Origin of the sequence: Thermopolyspora sp. NPDC052614, from assembly GCF_040678635.1 — a bacterium.
GTDB lineage: Bacteria > Actinomycetota > Actinomycetes > Streptosporangiales > Streptosporangiaceae > Thermopolyspora.
In genome coordinates this window covers 69962-86677 of sequence record NZ_JBFATZ010000010.1, presented here as the reverse complement: position 1 = coordinate 86677, position 16716 = coordinate 69962, and the positions used below count along the sequence as shown (strand labels likewise).

The following is a 16716-nucleotide window of genomic DNA, read 5'->3' as shown; positions in this document are numbered from 1 at the left end:
GCGGATAACGGCGGAAAGAGGCGTCTGCGGAGGCGCGGGCGGGCCCGTTCGGCACGTGAAGCGGCCCACGTCGTCAGGTGGACGTGGGCCGCGCTGTCTGGCGCTGGTCTGGCGCTGGTCTGGAGCTCGGTCTAAAGCTTGGTCGTGCGGACTTACAGGAAACGGCCGATGCGGTTGCGCTCGTGCTCGTGCACGATCGCGCGGGCGTAGCCGTGGGTCAGCCCGTGCTCGTCTGCGAGCCAGTGGGCCCGCTCCTCACAACGTAGGAAAGCCGGGCCGTTGTCGAGAGCTTGGAACCACTCTGGGAGGGCGCGCCCCGTGACCGTCGGAACGCGGGCGATGAGCTTGTTGTGCGTCTCCGGTGAGTGGTTCAACGACATGGGCACCTCCACGGATGAAGCCTCTTTGGGATGACACTGCATCAGGAGTTGCGTGTTGACAAGCCCTCGATAGACACCGTTTCGTTACGAACCGTAGATCTTTCTCGGCGATATGTCCGTTTTCTTGGTGTCAGAGATTACTTGGTGCACATACAAGAGGGGCGTCCCCGGCATCGGGGACGCCCCTCGCTTTCCCGTAGATCAGTCGCTACTTGTGAAGTAGCTGATGAAGCGCAGGATCTCCAGGTATATCCACACGAGCGTGACGGTCAGGCCGAAGGCCATCAGCCAGGAGTACCGCTCGGGAACGCCCGCGCGGACGCCCTGCTCGATGTCGTGGAAGTCGAGCAGCAGGAAGAAGCAGCCGACCAGGATCGCGACGACGCTGAACACGATCGACAGCGCGCCGCCGGAGCGGATGCCGATGCCGTCCTGGATGAAGAAGCTCGCGAGCCAGTTGACGATCATCAGGCCCATGAGGGCGATGACGGCGCCGACGAGGAACCGGGTGAACCTCGGCGTGACCCGGATGATCCGGAGCGAGTGCACGGCCAGCATCGCGCCGAAGGCGAGGGCGGTGCCGACCACCGCCTGGAAGACGATCCCGTTGTAGACCTCGTTGTACACGTGGCTGATGATCCCGACGGCGACGCCGTACGCGACCGAGTAGCCGAGGATGAGCGCCGGGTTGGTGCTCTGCCGGAACGAGATGATCAGCGCGAGCACCAGTCCGGCGATGACGCCGACCAGGGCGAAGGCGATCGGAAAATCGAGCGCCCAGGCCGCGGCCGCGGAGACGACCAGGGTACCGAGGGTGATGAAGCCGCGGACCACCACGTCGTCGATCGTCATCGGCCGGACGGCCGGCGGCGCGTACGACGGCGCGCTGTACATGTGCTGGAGCTGATCCGGAGATGGTGGCGGGGCGTTCCAGGCACCCTGGTTGGCCCGCTGCCTGCTGAATACGGGGTTCCTGCTCTGCATCGCTGCCTCCACGCTGCGACCTACGTTGCCGAGTCTATTTGATCGACATCACACGGCCGTATCGCGCCGATCAATGTTCACTTGTGACCCGCCGGCACGTCACGTGCCCACATCCGGGGACCGTCACCACGTACGACCGGGTCTTGAGGTACGTGGTGAATGAAGAGACGATCGAACCCGCCCTCGAGTTCCGGCTTGGCCGACTGTTTTTCCTACCTGCCGTGCCCTACGCAGCCCAACGCGACCCAACGCTGCCCAATACTGCCTAAAACTGCCCAAAGCGGCTCCCCGCAGCCCACGCGGAGCGCCTCCCCGGGCGGCGGCGGTCGCGGCGGCCCGGACCATTGCGCGCGGGCCGCCGGCCGGGGCTTTGCCCGGCCCGTGTCACGGCAATAAGCGAGGACCTGCGGCGAAAGACGGCGGAGATGTTCACGCACCCGTTCCGGGGAAAGCGCATTCCCTCTCGATGGACACCGATAAAGCGTCTTCACGTCTCATTCCGGTCACCTCTAGGAAACATTGGAGTTGATGGCGGTGGAATACGCGCCGTCGCCCTTTTGTTGGTATGTTTCCGCAGGTGACCGCCCGGTTACCGTTCGTGGCGCCACGTGCCCCCGGTCGGATTCGAACCGACACTATAACCCTTTTAAGGGGTTTGCCTCTGCCGTTGGGCTACGGGGGCGGCGCAATCATCCGTTACTGACCACACAGCGGCAACCGGTTAATCTTACGATGCTTCTGTTGGTCCGTAACAGTATGCGCGGAACACCTCTCGGCGATCCACACAAATAAAGAGGGGATGACGGTCGAGAAGCCGGCTCACGAAGTCGTGAAACGACGCCGTCGCTTGCCCACGGCAGAGTTCGCGGCCACGACATGTTCCACCTCCCCTGGCGCCAGGACGGGTGGTCGCACGGGCTTCACAGCCCGGCTTCCGCCGTGGCCCATTACTCCGTCAGAAGAGGCACGCGTGAGCCGCCCCGTAGGTTGACAGCAACCTCCAAGGTCACAAGAAGGTATCGGTTCCGGTCAAGGCGACGGGCACCCCGCGATTCCCGGAGCGGCCCGCCGAAGAGGGCGCGGGCGGAGTCAGCGCTTGGCCCCGGCCGCCGCGGCGGCCTTGAACTCCTCGCGCGGCTTGTGCAACTGGCCGAGCGAGAGGGTCTCGCGCTTGAAGAACAGCGCCAGGGTCCAGTCCACGACCACGCGCACCTTCCGGTTGAGGGTGGGCACCCGGGACAGGTGGTAGGTGCGGTGCATGAACCAGGCCGGGAAGCCGCGCAGCTTGATCCCGTACACGTGCGCCACGCCGTCGTGCAGGCCGAGCGAGGCCACCGAGCCGACGTACCTGTGCCGGTACGCGACGAGCGGCCGGCCCTGCAGGTGGCGGGCCACGTTGTCGCCGAGCACCTTCGCCTGACGCACCGCGTGCTGGGCGTTGGGGGCGCAGAACTCGCCCGGGCGGGTCAGGTCGGGCACGGCGGCCACGTCGCCGGCGGTGAAGGCGTCCGGCACGCCCTCGACCGTCAGCTCCGGCGTGGCCTTGATCCGGCCGCGCTCGTCCAGCGGCAGGTCGCCGGCGTTCACCACGGGGCTGGGCTTGACGCCGGCCGTCCAGACCAGGGTCCCGGCCGGGAACTCGTCGCCGTCGGAGGTCCTGATCACGTTGTGCTCGGCGGACTCCAGCCGGGTGTTCATCTTGATCTCGATGCCCCGGCCGCTCAGCTCCCGGGCCGTCCAGCGGCCCATCGCCTCGCCGACCTCGGGCAGGATGCGGTCGGCCGCCTCGACCAGGACGAACCGCAGGTCCTTGGGCGAGATGCCCGGGTAGTAGGCGATCGCGTCCCTGGTCATGTCCTCGACCTCGGCGAGCGCCTCGACGCCCGCGAAGCCGCCGCCGACGAACACGAAGGTGAGCGCCTTGCGCCGGACCTGCGGGTCCTCGGTGGAGACGGCGATGTCGAGCTGGGCCAGCACGTGGTTGCGCAGCACGATCGCCTCGCCGATCGTCTTGAATCCGATGCCGACCTCCGCCAGGCCGGGGATCGGCAGGGTGCGGGAGATCGACCCGGCCGCCATGACGATGACGTCGTAGTCGATCTCCTTGACCGGCCCGGCGTTGGGCTGGAAGGTCACGGTCCTGGCCGCGTGGTGGACCTTGGTGACCCTGCCGTTGAGGATACGGACCTTCGGAAGCACCCGGCGCAGCGGCACCACCACGTGCCGGGGCGACAGGTTCCCGGCCGCCGCCTCGGGGAGGAAGGGCTGATAGGTCATGTAGGACTGGGGGTCGATGAGCGTGATCCGCACGCTGCCGTCGCGTAGCTCGCGCCGGAGCCTGCGCTGCAGGCGCAGGGCCGTGTACAGACCCACATAGCCGCCGCCGACGATGAGGATGTGCTTGGACTCGCGGTTCATTGTGCGCCCCTCGGATTGCTTGTGAAAGCATTCACAAGCAAGGATAGGTCATCGACCCCAAAGATCACCAATCGATAAACTCGGGTGTGGCGTGCGTCTCACATCACCGATCGAAAGTCGCTCTGTGAGCCGTTCGGGAATACGTGTGCGCGCCCGTCACGCATCGCCGACGCCCCGGAAAAGCGTCTTTCCGAGCCATTCTGAACTGCGGAAACCCGTTCACCGCAATCATCTCGGACTCCGCCGCGACAGCGTCAACCACGCCGAGGGAAAGATTATTCCGCCAGTTCGACGGCCCGCCGGAAAATCGTGTCGAGCATCTCCGCGGTGACCCGTCCGGTGAACGTGTTCTGCTGGCTCGGGTGATAACACCCGAGCAGCGTGATCCCGTGCCCGGCCCCCGCGTCCGCGGCGCGCCCCAGCGCCGCCTCGGCCCCGTGCCCGAACCGCGGCCTCGTGCGCGGCAACGCGTACCCCGCCTGCCGCAACGCCGGCCACACCGCCTGCCAGGCGAAGCCGCCGAGGGCCACCACGACCCGCAGCGACTCCGCGACCAGCCGCACCTCGCGCGCCAGCCACGGCAGGCAGGCGTCCCGCTCCCGCGGCGTCGGCTTGTTCCCGGGCGGCGCGCAGCGCACCGCCGCCGCCACGCGCGCCCCGAGCAGCCGCTGCCCGTCCCCGGCGTGCACGCTGGTCTCCTCGGCCGCGAGACCCGTGCGGTACAGCGAGGCGAACAGCCAGTCCCCGCTGCGGTCCCCCGTGAAGATCCGTCCGGTACGGTTGCCTCCGTGCGCGGCCGGGGCGAGCCCCACCACGAGGATGCGCGGCCTGTCGTCCCCCCAGCCGGGAACCGGCCGCCCCCAGTAGGTCTCCCCCGCGAACGACCGCCGCTTCACGTCGGCGACCTGTTCCCGCCACTCCACCAGCCGGGGGCAGGCCCGGCACACCGACTGCCGCGCCACGAGCTCGCCCAGATCGTCGCTGGTCTCGGCCAGCTTGCGCACCTCGTCCGCGTCGCACGCGACGGGCGTCCGCGCCGTCGCGGGATCGCCGGGCCACCCGCTCCCCGGGGCTACATGACTCACAACCCCGATCGTGCCAGCCGCCGGAGGCATCCCCAAACCGGGCGGCGGCGGGACCCTTGCACCGGGCCTAGATTGGGCCTAGGCCGGCCCGGCGACGCTGTAGGCGATGCCGTCGAGGATGTCGTGTTCGCTCGTGACGACCTCGGCGAAGCCGTACCTGCGCACGATCCGATCGAGGATGAGCGCGCCGGCGCCGATGACGTCCACCCGGCCCGGATGCATGACGGGGATCGCGGCGCGCTCGTCGTGGGTCATGGCGAGCAGCCGCGCCGAGATCTCGTGGACGCGCTCGGCGGGGACCCGGGCGTGGTGGATGCGCGAGGCGTCGTACGCGGGCAGGCCGAGCGAGATCCCGGCGACCGTGGTCACCGACCCGGCAAGGCCGATCAGCGTCCGCGCGCCGCGCACCGGCACCGCCCGCTCCACCCGGTCCAGCGCCGCCTCGATGTCGGCCGCGACCGCGTCCACGGCCTCGGCCGACGGAGGATCCCCGGCGTCCTTGAGGTGCCGCTCGGTCAGCCGCACGCAGCCGATGTCCACCGACAGCGCGCCCTCGACGCCCGCGCCGGAGCCGACGATGAACTCGGTCGAGCCGCCCCCGATGTCCACCACCAGGTACGGCGCCGCCGTCCCGGCCGGCAGGTCCGCGGTCGCCCCGGCGAAGGACAGCCGGGCCTCCTCCTCGCCGGTCACCACCTCGGGATCGACGCCGAACACGTCCCGGACCCCGGCCGTGAACTCGTCCCGGTTGGCCGCGTCGCGGGTGGCGCTGGTCGCCACGACGCGCACCGGGACGCGTTCCCCTGCCGCGTGGTCCTCGATGAGCTTGGCGTAGCCGCGCATCGCGGCGAAGGTCCGCGCCAGCGCCTGCGGGGCGAGGCGTCCGGTGCGGTCGACGCCCTCGCCGAGCCGTACGATCTCCATGCGCCGCTCGATGTCCACGAGCCCGTCGCCGGAGACGTCGGCGATGAGCAGCCGCACCGAGTTGGTGCCGCAGTCGACGGCCGCGACCCGCTTCATTGAGGTTCCTTTCCGCAGGACGGTTCGACGCAGGGCCCGTCGGCCCACCACTCGGGCAGCCGGTCGAGCGCCTGCCTGCCGAGCGGATTGACCCCCGGCACGGCCAGCTCGTGCGCGACGAGGGCGTGCAGGCACTTGACCCGGTCCGGCATGCCCCCGGCGCTCTGCATGCCCCGGGGCAGCGGCTCAAGACCCTCCTGCGAGCCCGCCTTGTCGCGCCGGGCGATGTAGTCCTCGTGCGCGGCCCGGTAGGCGGCGGCCAGCTCCGGATCGGCGGCGAGCCGTTCCCGCATGTCCTTCATGAGCCCGGAGCTCTCCAGCGTGCCGATCGCCGAGGCCGCCTTCGGACAGGTCAGATAGAACAGCGTCGGGAACGGCGTGCCGTCGGGCAGCCGCGGCGCGGTCTCCACCACGTCCGGCAGCCCGCAGGGGCACCGGTGGGCCACCGAGCGCAGCCCCCGCGGCTTCCGTCCGAGCTGCCGCTCGACCGCCGTGACGTCATCCGGATCGATCATCGTGCCCCTGTTCCCCGCGTCGCCCGCGGCCCGCGCTCATCGCCCTCACTCCGACCGGCCGCTCTGGTCGGCGCGCCTGCCGGTGCCCTTGTCCGCCGCCTCGACGGACTCCCACAGGGCCTGGTACCAGGGATCCTTGGCCGCGGGCGTGGCGGCCGCGGCGGCGGGCCGGTCGGCGTCGCGGGTGGTGTCGCGGACGACGTAGCACTTCTCGCCGACGCCGCAGTAGTGCAGCCGGGCGCGGGCCTGCCGCCGGACGTAGGCGGGATCGGTGAGCATGCGGTTGCGCTCCTCCAGCCTCCGCAGGTCCTCCAGCGCCTTGGCCTGCTGCTCCTCGAGCTCGGCGATCTGCCGGCGCTGGGCGATGTACTCGCGCACCGGATAGGCCAGGCTCATGACGATGGCGCAGACGACGACCGCGAGGATCGCCGCCCGCCCCGTCAACTGCGGACGCCGCATGGCGTCAGGCGCTGAACCGCGGGAAGGCCCCGCGTCCGGCGTAGCGGGCCGCGTCGTCCAGCAGCTCCTCGATGCGCAGCAACTGGTTGTACTTGGCCACCCGGTCGGAGCGGGCCGGGGCGCCGGTCTTGATCTGGCCGCAGTTGGTGGCGACGGCCAGGTCGGCGATCGTGGTGTCCTCGGTCTCGCCCGAGCGGTGGCTCATCATGCACCGGTAGCCGGAGCGGTGGGCGAGCTCGACCGCGTCGAGGGTCTCCGACAGCGTGCCGATCTGGTTGACCTTGACCAGCAGCGCGTTGGCCGCGCCCTCGGCGATGCCGCGGGCGAGCCGCTCGGGGTTGGTGACGAACAGGTCGTCGCCGACGAGCTGGACCCGGCCGCCGAGCGCGGCGGTCATCGCCTTCCAGCCGTCCCAGTCCTCCTCGTCCAGCGGGTCCTCGATGGAGACCAGCGGGTACGCGCCGACGAGCTCCTCGTAGAAGGCGATCAGCTCCTCGGAGCTCTTGCCCTTGCCGTCGATGGTGTACACGCCCTTGTCGTGGAACTCCGAGGCGGCCACGTCGAGCGCGAGGGCGATGTCGGTCCCGGGGGCGTACCCGGCCTTCTCGATGGCGACGAGGATCAGGTCGAGCGCGTCGCGGTTGGACGGCAGGTTCGGGGCGAAGCCGCCCTCGTCGCCGAGGCCGGTGGCGTACCCCTTCTCCTTGAGCACGGACTTGAGCGCGTGGTAGGTCTCGGCGCCCATGCGCAGCGCCTCGGAGAACGTCTCCGCCCCGATCGGCGCGATCATGAACTCCTGGATGTCCACGTTGGTGTCGGCGTGCGCGCCGCCGTTGAGGATGTTCATCATCGGCACCGGCAGCACGTGCGCATTCGGGCCGCCCACGTAGCGGAACAGCGGCAGCTCGGCGCTCTCGGCGGCGGCCTTCGCGACGGCGAGCGACACGCCGAGGATGGCGTTCGCGCCCAGGCGGGACTTGTTCGGCGTGCCGTCCAGGTCGATCATGACCTGGTCGATCAGCCGCTGCTCCTCGGCCTCAATACCGTGGATCTCCTCGGCGATCTCGTCGGTGACGCCGAGCACGGCCTTCTCCACGCTCTTGCCGCCGTATTCGGACTCCCCGTCACGCAGCTCGACGGCCTCGAATCGGCCGGTGGAGGCGCCGCTCGGAACCGCGGCACGGCCGGTGCTGTAATCGTCGAGAACGATCTCGACCTCCACGGTCGGGTTGCCCCGGGAGTCGAGGATCTGACGCGCGTTGACGGCCTCGATGGAAGCCACGAAGCACTCCTAGAGTCGGTTCCTCAGTTATCGTCCAGAGCCTATCCGCCGGGGGTCCCGCCGGGGGTCAAGAGGAGGCCGGGCCGAGGCTCCAGACCCGGACGGTGCGGTCGCGTCCGCCGCTCACCAGCAGGGTCCGGCCGTCGATCTCGGTGATCGCCAGGGAGTAGACGCGGTCGCCGTGGCCCCGCAAAGGGGAGCCGATCGGCTCGCCGGTGTCGAGGTTCCACACGCGGATCGTGCCGTCGAAGCCGCCGGAGGCGACGATGGCCTGGCCGCGCAGGCGGCCGACGGCGATCGCGCCGACGTCGGCGGTGTGGCCGCGCAGCGGCTCGCCGATCTGCTCGCCGTTGCGCAGGTCCCAGCGGCGGACCAGGTCGTCCGCGCCGCCCGACACGCCGATGGGGGTGCCCTGGGATTCGGTGGCGGCCACGGCGAACACGTCGCCGGTGTGGCCGCGGAACTCGCTGAGGGAGCGTCCGGTGGCCGGGTCCCAGACGCGTACGACGTCGTCGGCGGCGGCCGAGAGGGCGACCGGTTTGCCGTCCACCGTGCCCGCCGCCAGGCCGAAGACGGCGGCGGAGTGCGCGTTCTCCGGGCGTTTGCCGACGTCCTTGCCGGTGCGCGGGTCCCAGAAGCGCAGCTGGCCGCGCACGTCGCCGGAGACCACGGCCGGGCGGCCGTTCAGCTCGATCACGGCGAGCGCGTACACGTCGGCGGCGTGGCCGGTGTAGTCCGGCCCGAGGGCCTTGCCCGTCGCCAGGTTCCAGGGCCGGATCCGGCCGCCCGGGTAGCGCAGGAACGCCGCGGGGGCGCCGTCCACCTCGGTGACGTCGATGTCGGCGGCGGCGTCGGTGAGCGGGGTCCCCGCCGGGCGGCCGGTGAGCAGGTCCCACATGCGGGCACGGCCGCCGGTGCTGCCGCCGAGCACGACCGCGCGGCCGCCCAGCTCGCTCACCGCCACCGTGTTGACCTCGGCCCCGATGCCGGTGCGCGCGGGGCCGACCGGGGTGCCGAACGGCGCCGAGCGGAGCGTGGCGACGGGCGGGGACGCGGGGGTGGCCCCGATAGCGGTCTCGGGATCAGTTGTCGCCAGGATGCGCGCCGTCGCCGACGGGGTGGGCGCGGGTGGCGCCGCCTCCACGGTGGTCCGGCCGTCGCTGCGGACCAGCCAGACGGCGGTCCCGAGCGCGGCGACGAGCACGATCGACATGCCGGTCAGGCCGAGCCTGGAGCGCCACAGGCTGCGCCGCGCGGACGCGGACGACTGCGGCGCGGTCGGCGACTTCGGCCAGTAGGCGATCTGGCTCGCCGAGCCGCCCGGCAGGTCCGCGCCCGGGAAGGCCACCGACGCCTCCGGCGGCGTCGGCGGATCCGGAGGATCCGGGGGCTCCGGGGGTGACGCGCCGTCCCGGGACTCGCCGTGCCCGAGAAGCATGTCGAGGACCTCGGCCGAGGTGGGCCGGCGCTCGGGCGACTTGTCCAGGCACCGCTCAAGCAGCGACCGCAGCGGCTCGGGGACCCCGTCCAGGCACGGCTCCGCGTTGACGATGCGGTACATCACCGCGGGGAAGGTGTCCTCCCCGAACGGCGCCTTGCCGGTGGCCGCGAACGCCATCGTCAGGGCCCAGCTGAAGATGTCCGAGGCGGTGCCGACCGGCCGCCCGCTGATCTGCTCGGGCGACATGTACGCCGGAGTGCCGATCAGCTCGCCCTGGGTGGTCGTGGGGTCAACGAGCGCCCGCGCGATGCCGAAGTCGATCACGCGGGGGCCGTCGGGGCCGATCAGGACGTTGCTGGGCTTGAAGTCGCGGTGGGCGATGCCCGCCTTGTGGATGGCGGTGAGGGCGGTGGCCGTGCCGACCGCCACGCGGTCGAGGGTGCCGTGCATGCGCGGCCCCTGGGAACGCACCAGTTCCTCAAGCGACACGCCCTCGACGTACTCGCTGACCACGTACGGCCGGCCGTGCTCGTCCACCGCCACGTCGAGCACGCGGGCGGTGCAGAACGGGGCGACCCTGGTGGCGGCGTCCGCCTCTCGCAGAAATCGCTCGCGGGCCTGCGTGTCGCCGGAGAAATGGGCGTGCAGCACCTTGATCGCTACACGGGTGCCCTCGACGTCCTCGGCGAGGTAGACGATGCCCTGCCCGCCCTCGCCGACCCTCGCCAGCAACCGGTAGCCGCCCAACCGCTTCGGCTCCCCCGGACGCAGTGGGCGAGGACCCGGCATCGCCTCCCTCCTCCCCGTATCGCGCTTCGGCCCGTCCCGGCGAATATGACGATAGGTGCAGGGTCCGTCACGCGGGAGGGGATTCCCAATCTCGCACTCGATCACGGTACGCGCGGGCGGCGGCGCGCAGCTCGGCCTCCGGGTCGGCGCCCTCGGCGTGGGCCTGCCGTACCAGCTCGAAGAGCCGGGCGCCGAGCCCCGAGCCGACGTCCTCGGCGAGCTCCGGCGGGGCCCCCGCGCGGGCGGCGCGGCCCAGCAGCTGTGCCGCGAGCGACAGCGCCGGCTGGCCCATCGGCACGCCCGCGAGGGCCGACTCGTCCCCGCCCTTCGCGGCCCGCTCGGCGGCCTTGATCGCGTCCCAGTTGTCGCTCACCTCGTCGGCGCCGGAGACGGCGACCGAGCCGAACACGTGCGGGTGGCGGCGGACCAGCTTGGTCACGATCGCCTCGGCGACGTCGTCGATGTCGAAGCCGCCCGCGTCGGCGGCGCGTTCCTGGGCGACGCGGGCGTGGAAGGCGACCTGGAGCAGCAGGTCGCCGAGCTCCTCGCGGAGCGCCGGGTGGTCGCCCTCCTCGATCGTCTCGGTGACCTCGTAGGCCTCCTCGAGCAGGTACGGCACGAGCGACTCGTGGGTCTGCTTGCGGTCCCACGGGCAGTTGACGCGCAGTGTGTCCATCACCCGCACCAAATCGAGCAGCCGGGCGCCGGGCAGGTCGTACGAGCCGGGCACGACCTCGATGACGGGCGGGTCCTCCAGCGCGATCGCCGCGTGCCCGACCGCGCGCAGGAAGTCCTCGTCGCCGTCCTGCGCCGCGAGCCAGACCACGGTGTGATCGCACGCCCGCCGGGCGATCGCGCCCGGGTCGGGCGTCGCCGTCTCGACGGCGATCCCGGCCTCGGCGAGGGGCGGCAGCAGCGGGTGCTCCGGGGAGCCGGTGAGCACCGGCCCCGAGCGCAGCGCCTCCCACGCCCGGTGCGTGAGCAGGCCGGGCGCCACCCGCGGCGAGGACGTGACGACGATCAGCACAGGTCAGCCCACATCAGTCCAGGTCAGTCCACTTCAATCGGGATCAGTCGGGATCCGCCGGGGTCTATCGGGGTCGGCGGGGCCGACCCAGGTCAGCCCTTGTCGGCGGCGCCGAAGCGTTCCGGCATGGTGAACGTGCCGTCCAGGCCGGCCCGGGCGCCGTAGCGGGGGCTCCAGGTGACCGGGGCGGCGGCCGACAGTTCCTTGTCGAACTTGGCGAGGGCCTCCTCGTCGCTGGTCTGGCCCGTGATGCCCAGCCTCGGCGCGATCTTGGTCTGGATCACCCGGGCGCGCACCCAGTCACGCGCCAGATCCTGCGGGATCGCGGCCGAGGCGGCGAGCTTGTCGAAGGTGGTGTTGTACGCCTCCTCGTACCGCCGGATCTGGGCGTCGATCTCGCTGTCGGTCACCGCGATCCCGTCACGGGCCGCGACCTTCTCGGCCTGCAGGATGAACACCATGTGGTGCAGCACCGTCTGGGGGAGCTTCGCCGGGAGGGCCTGAGCCTGCGACAGGTCGATGCCGGCCGCCTTCGCCTCCCGCCGCACGGCCTCGACGTGGCCGTTCAGCTCGCCGGAGGAGATGCGCTCGCCGCCCACGACGGCGGCGGCGCCCACCTGCGAGGGTGAGCAGGCCGTCAGCGCCACGGCGGCGGCTGCCACGGCCAGCAGGACACGCACACGATTCGACTTCACGTCAATACCTTCCGAGATGCCCGGGACGCAGGCACGTTACCACCGGGGACCGACTCATCGGGATCCGAACTCAACGGGGGCGGTTCGGGCCCGCGCCCGCACCTACGGTCGCGGTCGTGGGCGGCGTGGACGGCGTGGACGGAATGAACGGAACAAACATCGCCTCCACCAGGTCGCCGCACCATTTCAGCAGCGCCAGGTCGCGCAGCGGCTGGCCGCCGAGCGGCTTGGTGCGCGGCACCGGCACCAGCAGCGTCCGGGTCGCCTGCTTCCACAGCGCCTTGGGGTACAGGCGCTGCAGCCGCACCTGCTGGGACTCCTTCAGCTCCACCGGCGCGAACCGGATGTGCTGGCCCTGCAGCGTCACGTCGGTGAGCCCGGCCCTGCGGGCCCGCACCCGGAATCGCGCCACCTCCAGCAGGTTGTCGACCTCCTGCGGCGGCGGGCCGTACCGGTCGCGCAGCTCGTCCCGGACGGCGGCGATGTCCTCGTCGGAGGCGATCCCGGCGATGCGCTTGTACGCCTCAAGCCGCAGCCGCTCGGAGGTGACGTAGTCGTGCGGCACGTGCGCGTTCACCGGGAGCTCCACCTTCACCTCGGGGCGCTCGGCCTCGGCCTCGCCGCCGGCGAGCTTGGCCTTCTGCTCCTGCACGGCCTCCGACATCATCCGCACGTACAGGTCGAAGCCGACGCCCGCGATGTGCCCGGACTGCTCGGCCCCGAGGATGTTGCCCGCGCCCCGGATCTCCAGGTCCTTCATCGCCACGTACATGCCCGCGCCCATCTCGGTGTGCTGGGCGATCGTGGCGAGCCGCTCGTGCGCGGTCTCGGTGAGCGGCGCCTCCGGCGGATACAGGAAGTACGCGTAGCCGCGCTCGCGGCCCCGGCCCACCCGGCCGCGCAACTGGTGCAACTGGGACAGGCCGTAGTTGTCGGCCCGGTCCACGATGAGCGTGTTGGCGTTGGGCACGTCCAGGCCGGACTCGACGATCGTGGTGGAGACGAGCACGTCGTACTCGCGCTCCCAGAAACCCACCATGATCTTCTCAAGCTGGCCCTCGTTCATCTGCCCGTGCGCGACCGCGACCCGCGCCTCGGGGACCAGCTCGCGCAGCCGCGCCGCCACCTTGTCGATCGAGCGGACCCGGTTGTGCACGAAGAACACCTGGCCGTCGCGCATCAGCTCGCGCCGGATCGCGGCGGCGATCTGCTTGTCGTCGTACGGCCCGACGAAGGTGAGGATCGGGTGCCGCTCCTCCGGCGGGGTGAGGATCGTGGACATCTCCCGGATGCCGGTGAGGCCCATCTCCAGCGTGCGCGGGATCGGCGTCGCCGACATCGCCAGCACGTCCACCTGGGTGCGCAGGCGCTTCATCGACTCCTTGTGCTCGACGCCGAACCGCTGCTCCTCGTCGATGATGATCAGGCCGAGGGACTTGAACCGGACCTCCGGGGAGAGCAGCCGGTGCGTGCCGATCACCACGTCCACCGAGCCGTCGGCGAGGCCGGCGAGCGTCGCGGCCACCTCGGCGTCGCTCTGGAACCGCGACACCGGCCGCACCGTCACCGGGAAGGACGAGAAGCGCTCGGTGAAGGTGGACATGTGCTGCTGGACCAGCAGCGTGGTCGGCACCAGGACCGCCACCTGCCGGCCGTCCTGCACCGCCTTGAACGCCGCCCGCACCGCGATCTCGGTCTTGCCGTAGCCGACGTCGCCGCAGATCAGCCGGTCCATCGGGATCGGGCGCTCCATGTCGCGCTTGACCTCTTCGATGGCCTCGAGCTGGTCGGCGGTCTCGGCGTACGGGAAGGCGTCCTCCATCTCGCGCTGCCAGGGCGTGTCGGGGGCGAAGGCGTGGCCGGGCGAGGCCATGCGGGCGCTGTACAGGCGGATCAGCTCGCCGGCGATCTCCTTGACGGCCTTCTTCGCGCGGCTCTTCGCCTTGGCCCAGTCGGCGCCGCCCATGCGGTTGAGCGTGGGGGACTCGCCGCCGACGTACCGGGTGACCTCGTCGAGCTGGTCGGTGGGCACGTACAGCCGGTCGCCCTTGGCGTACTCGATCACCAGGTACTCGCGGGTCGCGCCCTGCACGACGCGCTGCACCATCTCCACGTAGCGGCCCACGCCGTGCTGCTCGTGCACCACGTAGTCGCCGACCTTGAGCTGCAGCGGATCGACCATGTTGCGGCGGCGGCTCGGCAGCTTGCGCATGTCCTTGGTGGACGCCTTCTGGCCCACCAGGTCCATGTGCGTGAGCAGGGCGAGCGTCGGCGTCACGAAGCCGTGGTCGAGGCGGCCGGTGGTGACGTGCACGACGCCGCCCGCGGGGGCGGACGGGATGTCGGGCTCCAGCCGGGCGGCGACGTCCACGCCCTTGAGCAGCTCGACCATGCGCTCGGCGGTGCCGTGGCCCTCGCTCAGCAGCACCACGGCGCGGCCCTCGCCGAGCCAGCCCTTGATGTCGCCGAGCGCCCGCTGGGTGTCCCCCCGGTACGCCTCCGACTCCTGGACCACCGGCTGCACCGCGCCGATGGCCCCGGAGCCCGTGGTCTCGAACGGGGCGATCGTCCACCAGCACTGGCCCAGCTCACGGGCCCGGGCGCGCACCTCGTCCAGGTCGCGGAAGGCGGCGGCGCGCAGGTCGATCGGGGCCTCGCCGCCGGCCGCCGCGCTGATCCACGACGCCTCCAGGAACTCCTGGCTGGTGCGCACCAGCTCCTCGGCGCGGCTGCGGATGCGCTCGGGGTCGCACACGAACACCCCGGCCCGCACCGGCAGGTGGTCCAGCAGCAGGTCCATGCCGTCGGCGAGCACCGGCGCGAACGCCTCCATGCCCTCGATCGGCGTGCCGTCGGCGAGCTGGTCGAGGATCTCCTTCAGCGCCGGGTACTCCTCGGCCAGGTCGCGGGCCCGCTCCCGGACCGGCGGGGTGAGCAGCAGTTCCCGGCACGGCGCGGCGAACAGGCCCTCGGCCGCGACCTCTAGCGAGCGCTGGTCGGCGACCTTGAACCAGCGGATCTCCTCCACCGTGTCGCCCCAGAACTCCAGCCGCAGCGGATGCTCCTCGGTGGGCGGGAACACGTCCAGCAGGCCGCCGCGCACCGCGAGCTCGCCGCGCCGCTCCACCATGTCCACCCGGTGGTAGCCGTTGCCCACCAGGGCCGCCACCACCTCGTCGAGGTCCGCCTCGTCGCCCGCGCGCAGCCGTACCGGCTCCAGGTCGCCGAGGCCGGCGACGATCGGCTGCAGCACCGCCCGCACGGGGGCGACCACGACCCGCAGCGGCCCGGCGGCCGGGTCGCCGGGGACCGGGTGGGCGAGGCGGCGCAGCACGGCCAGGCGCTGGCCGACGGTGTCGCTGCGCGGCGACAGGCGCTCGTGCGGCAGGGTCTCCCAGGCCGGGAAGACGGCTACCGAGCTCTCGTCGAGCAGGCCGGTCAGCGCGGCGGCCAGGTCCTCGGCCTCGCGGCCGGTGGCGGTCACGGCGAGCACGGGCCGGTCCCGGGCCAGCGCGGCGACCCCGAACGGCCGCAGCGCGGGTGGCGCGATCAGGTTGACGTCATCGCCGGGCCGGTCGAGCGCGGCGGCCAGGCCGGGGTCGGTGATGACGAGATCGAGCAAGCCGGAAAGACTCATGATGATTGCCCACAGCCCCACGATGGCAAGACGAGCGGCCCCGGGACGACGAACGCCGGGGGTGACCATTCAAGGCTACTTGCTCATGGGCCTGGGGCGGCGCAAGAGGCGACTCGCCGGACCAGATGGCTTTGCGCACTTGATTCGCTACTATACGTGACATGTCTGAGGTTCGATGGTCACCCGTCGTTCAGAGCGACGTGTTCAGTCAGCGCATTCGCGAGCAGTGGGCCGAGCAGCCCGGCCGTCGGCTCGACGTTCTGATCGCCGGGTGCGGCCGGGGCTCCCGGCTCGATCTTGCGGGCCTCGACGCGCGCGTCGCCGGGGTGGACGAGGATCTCGCGCCGCTGCGCTCGGCCGCCGCGGCCCGCGCCGATCTGGACAGCTGGTCGCTCGGCGACCTGCGCTCCACGCCGCTGCCGCCGCGCTCGCTCGACGTGGTCCACGTGTCCTTCCTGCTGGAGCGGATCCAGCACGCCGAGCTGGTGCTCGACCGCATGGTGGCCGCCCTGCGGCCGGGCGGGCTGCTGCTGATCCAGATGCGCGACCGCTCCTCGGCGTACGGATTCTGGGATCGGACGATCCCGACCTGGCTGCGCCGCCGGCTGTGGCACCGGTTCGTGCCCGCCAGGTCGGGGCCGGGCCCGCTGCCCGCGATCTACGAGCCGGTGACCTCGCGCGAGGGCATCCACTCGTACTGCCTCATGCGGGGCCTGATGATCGCCGAGGACTATCTCGGCTCCTCCGGCCCCGCGCTGCGCGGGCGGCACGCGCGGCTGGTGCGCGCGGTGTGCGGGCTGGCGGAGAAGCTCTCCCGCGGCCGGCTGTCCGCCACCCGCGACGAGATCACCCTCGTCATCCGCAAACCCCAGAACCACTTCGCCCGGCTGCTCTGACCCGCCTCCCCCCGGCGACGTAACGCCCGCGTCATTCTCCCCCTATGCCTGGGGTCAGGCTGGTTACGCTTTCCGCCATTCGCTAGAG

At 71.4% G+C, this 16716-nt stretch carries 13 protein-coding genes and 1 tRNA gene; 1 reads left to right on the top strand and 13 read right to left on the bottom strand.

The window, feature by feature from the left end:
- Nucleotides 1–152: 152 nt before the first annotated feature.
- From AB0K60_RS21985 to mfd, 13 genes are all read right to left on the bottom strand, one after another.
- Nucleotides 153–380, bottom strand: a complete 228-nt coding sequence (locus AB0K60_RS21985) for a DUF4287 domain-containing protein (RefSeq protein ID WP_364057832.1) — start codon at nt 378–380, stop codon at nt 153–155.
- A gap of 201 nt (nt 381–581) precedes the next feature.
- The gene (locus AB0K60_RS21980; RefSeq protein WP_364057829.1) at nt 582–1364 is read right to left on the bottom strand and encodes a Bax inhibitor-1/YccA family protein; all 783 of its coding nucleotides are present in this window, start codon (nt 1362–1364) and stop codon (nt 582–584) included.
- Between the two features lie 609 nt (nt 1365–1973).
- Nucleotides 1974–2046, bottom strand: a tRNA-Leu gene (locus tag AB0K60_RS21975).
- 407 nt (nt 2047–2453) lie between these two features.
- Nucleotides 2454–3782, bottom strand: a complete 1329-nt coding sequence (locus AB0K60_RS21970; RefSeq protein WP_364057826.1) for an NAD(P)/FAD-dependent oxidoreductase — start codon at nt 3780–3782, stop codon at nt 2454–2456.
- 275 nt (nt 3783–4057) lie between these two features.
- Nucleotides 4058–4867: a uracil-DNA glycosylase gene (locus tag AB0K60_RS21965; RefSeq protein ID WP_364057823.1), complete on the bottom strand. Its 810-nt coding sequence runs from the start codon at nt 4865–4867 to the stop codon at nt 4058–4060.
- Between the two features lie 78 nt (nt 4868–4945).
- A complete protein-coding gene (locus AB0K60_RS21960; protein WP_364057820.1) occupies nt 4946–5887 on the bottom strand; it encodes a Ppx/GppA phosphatase family protein in 942 nt (313 codons plus the stop codon).
- Nucleotides 5884–6402 (bottom strand): DUF501 domain-containing protein, encoded by a 519-nt coding sequence (locus tag AB0K60_RS21955; protein ID WP_364057817.1) that lies wholly within the window; start codon nt 6400–6402, stop codon nt 5884–5886. The genes AB0K60_RS21960 and AB0K60_RS21955 overlap by 4 nt, the downstream gene beginning before the upstream one ends.
- Nucleotides 6403–6447: 45 nt before the next feature.
- Nucleotides 6448–6861, bottom strand: a complete 414-nt coding sequence (locus AB0K60_RS21950; protein ID WP_364057814.1) for a septum formation initiator family protein — start codon at nt 6859–6861, stop codon at nt 6448–6450.
- Between the two features lie 4 nt (nt 6862–6865).
- Nucleotides 6866–8143, bottom strand: coding sequence for a phosphopyruvate hydratase (eno, locus tag AB0K60_RS21945; protein ID WP_364057811.1), 1278 nt, complete (start codon nt 8141–8143; stop codon nt 6866–6868).
- A 67-nt stretch (nt 8144–8210) separates the two neighbouring features.
- Nucleotides 8211–10373, bottom strand: a complete 2163-nt coding sequence (locus tag AB0K60_RS21940) for a serine/threonine-protein kinase (protein WP_364057808.1) — start codon at nt 10371–10373, stop codon at nt 8211–8213.
- A gap of 67 nt (nt 10374–10440) precedes the next feature.
- On the bottom strand, nt 10441–11400 hold the full coding sequence (locus tag AB0K60_RS21935) for a MazG family protein (RefSeq protein ID WP_364057804.1): 960 nt from the start codon (nt 11398–11400) through the stop codon (nt 10441–10443).
- A 92-nt stretch (nt 11401–11492) separates the two neighbouring features.
- Entirely contained in the window at nt 11493–12095 is a 603-nt protein-coding gene (locus AB0K60_RS21930; protein ID WP_364057801.1) for a SurA N-terminal domain-containing protein, read from the bottom strand.
- A 70-nt stretch (nt 12096–12165) separates the two neighbouring features.
- Nucleotides 12166–15732: a transcription-repair coupling factor gene (mfd, locus tag AB0K60_RS21925; RefSeq protein WP_364057798.1), complete on the bottom strand. Its 3567-nt coding sequence runs from the start codon at nt 15730–15732 to the stop codon at nt 12166–12168.
- A 161-nt stretch (nt 15733–15893) separates the two neighbouring features.
- On the opposite strand from mfd, the gene AB0K60_RS21920 reads away from it, so the two are divergent.
- A complete protein-coding gene (locus AB0K60_RS21920; protein ID WP_364057795.1) occupies nt 15894–16628 on the top strand; it encodes a class I SAM-dependent methyltransferase in 735 nt (244 codons plus the stop codon).
- Nucleotides 16629–16716: the final 88 nt, after the last annotated feature.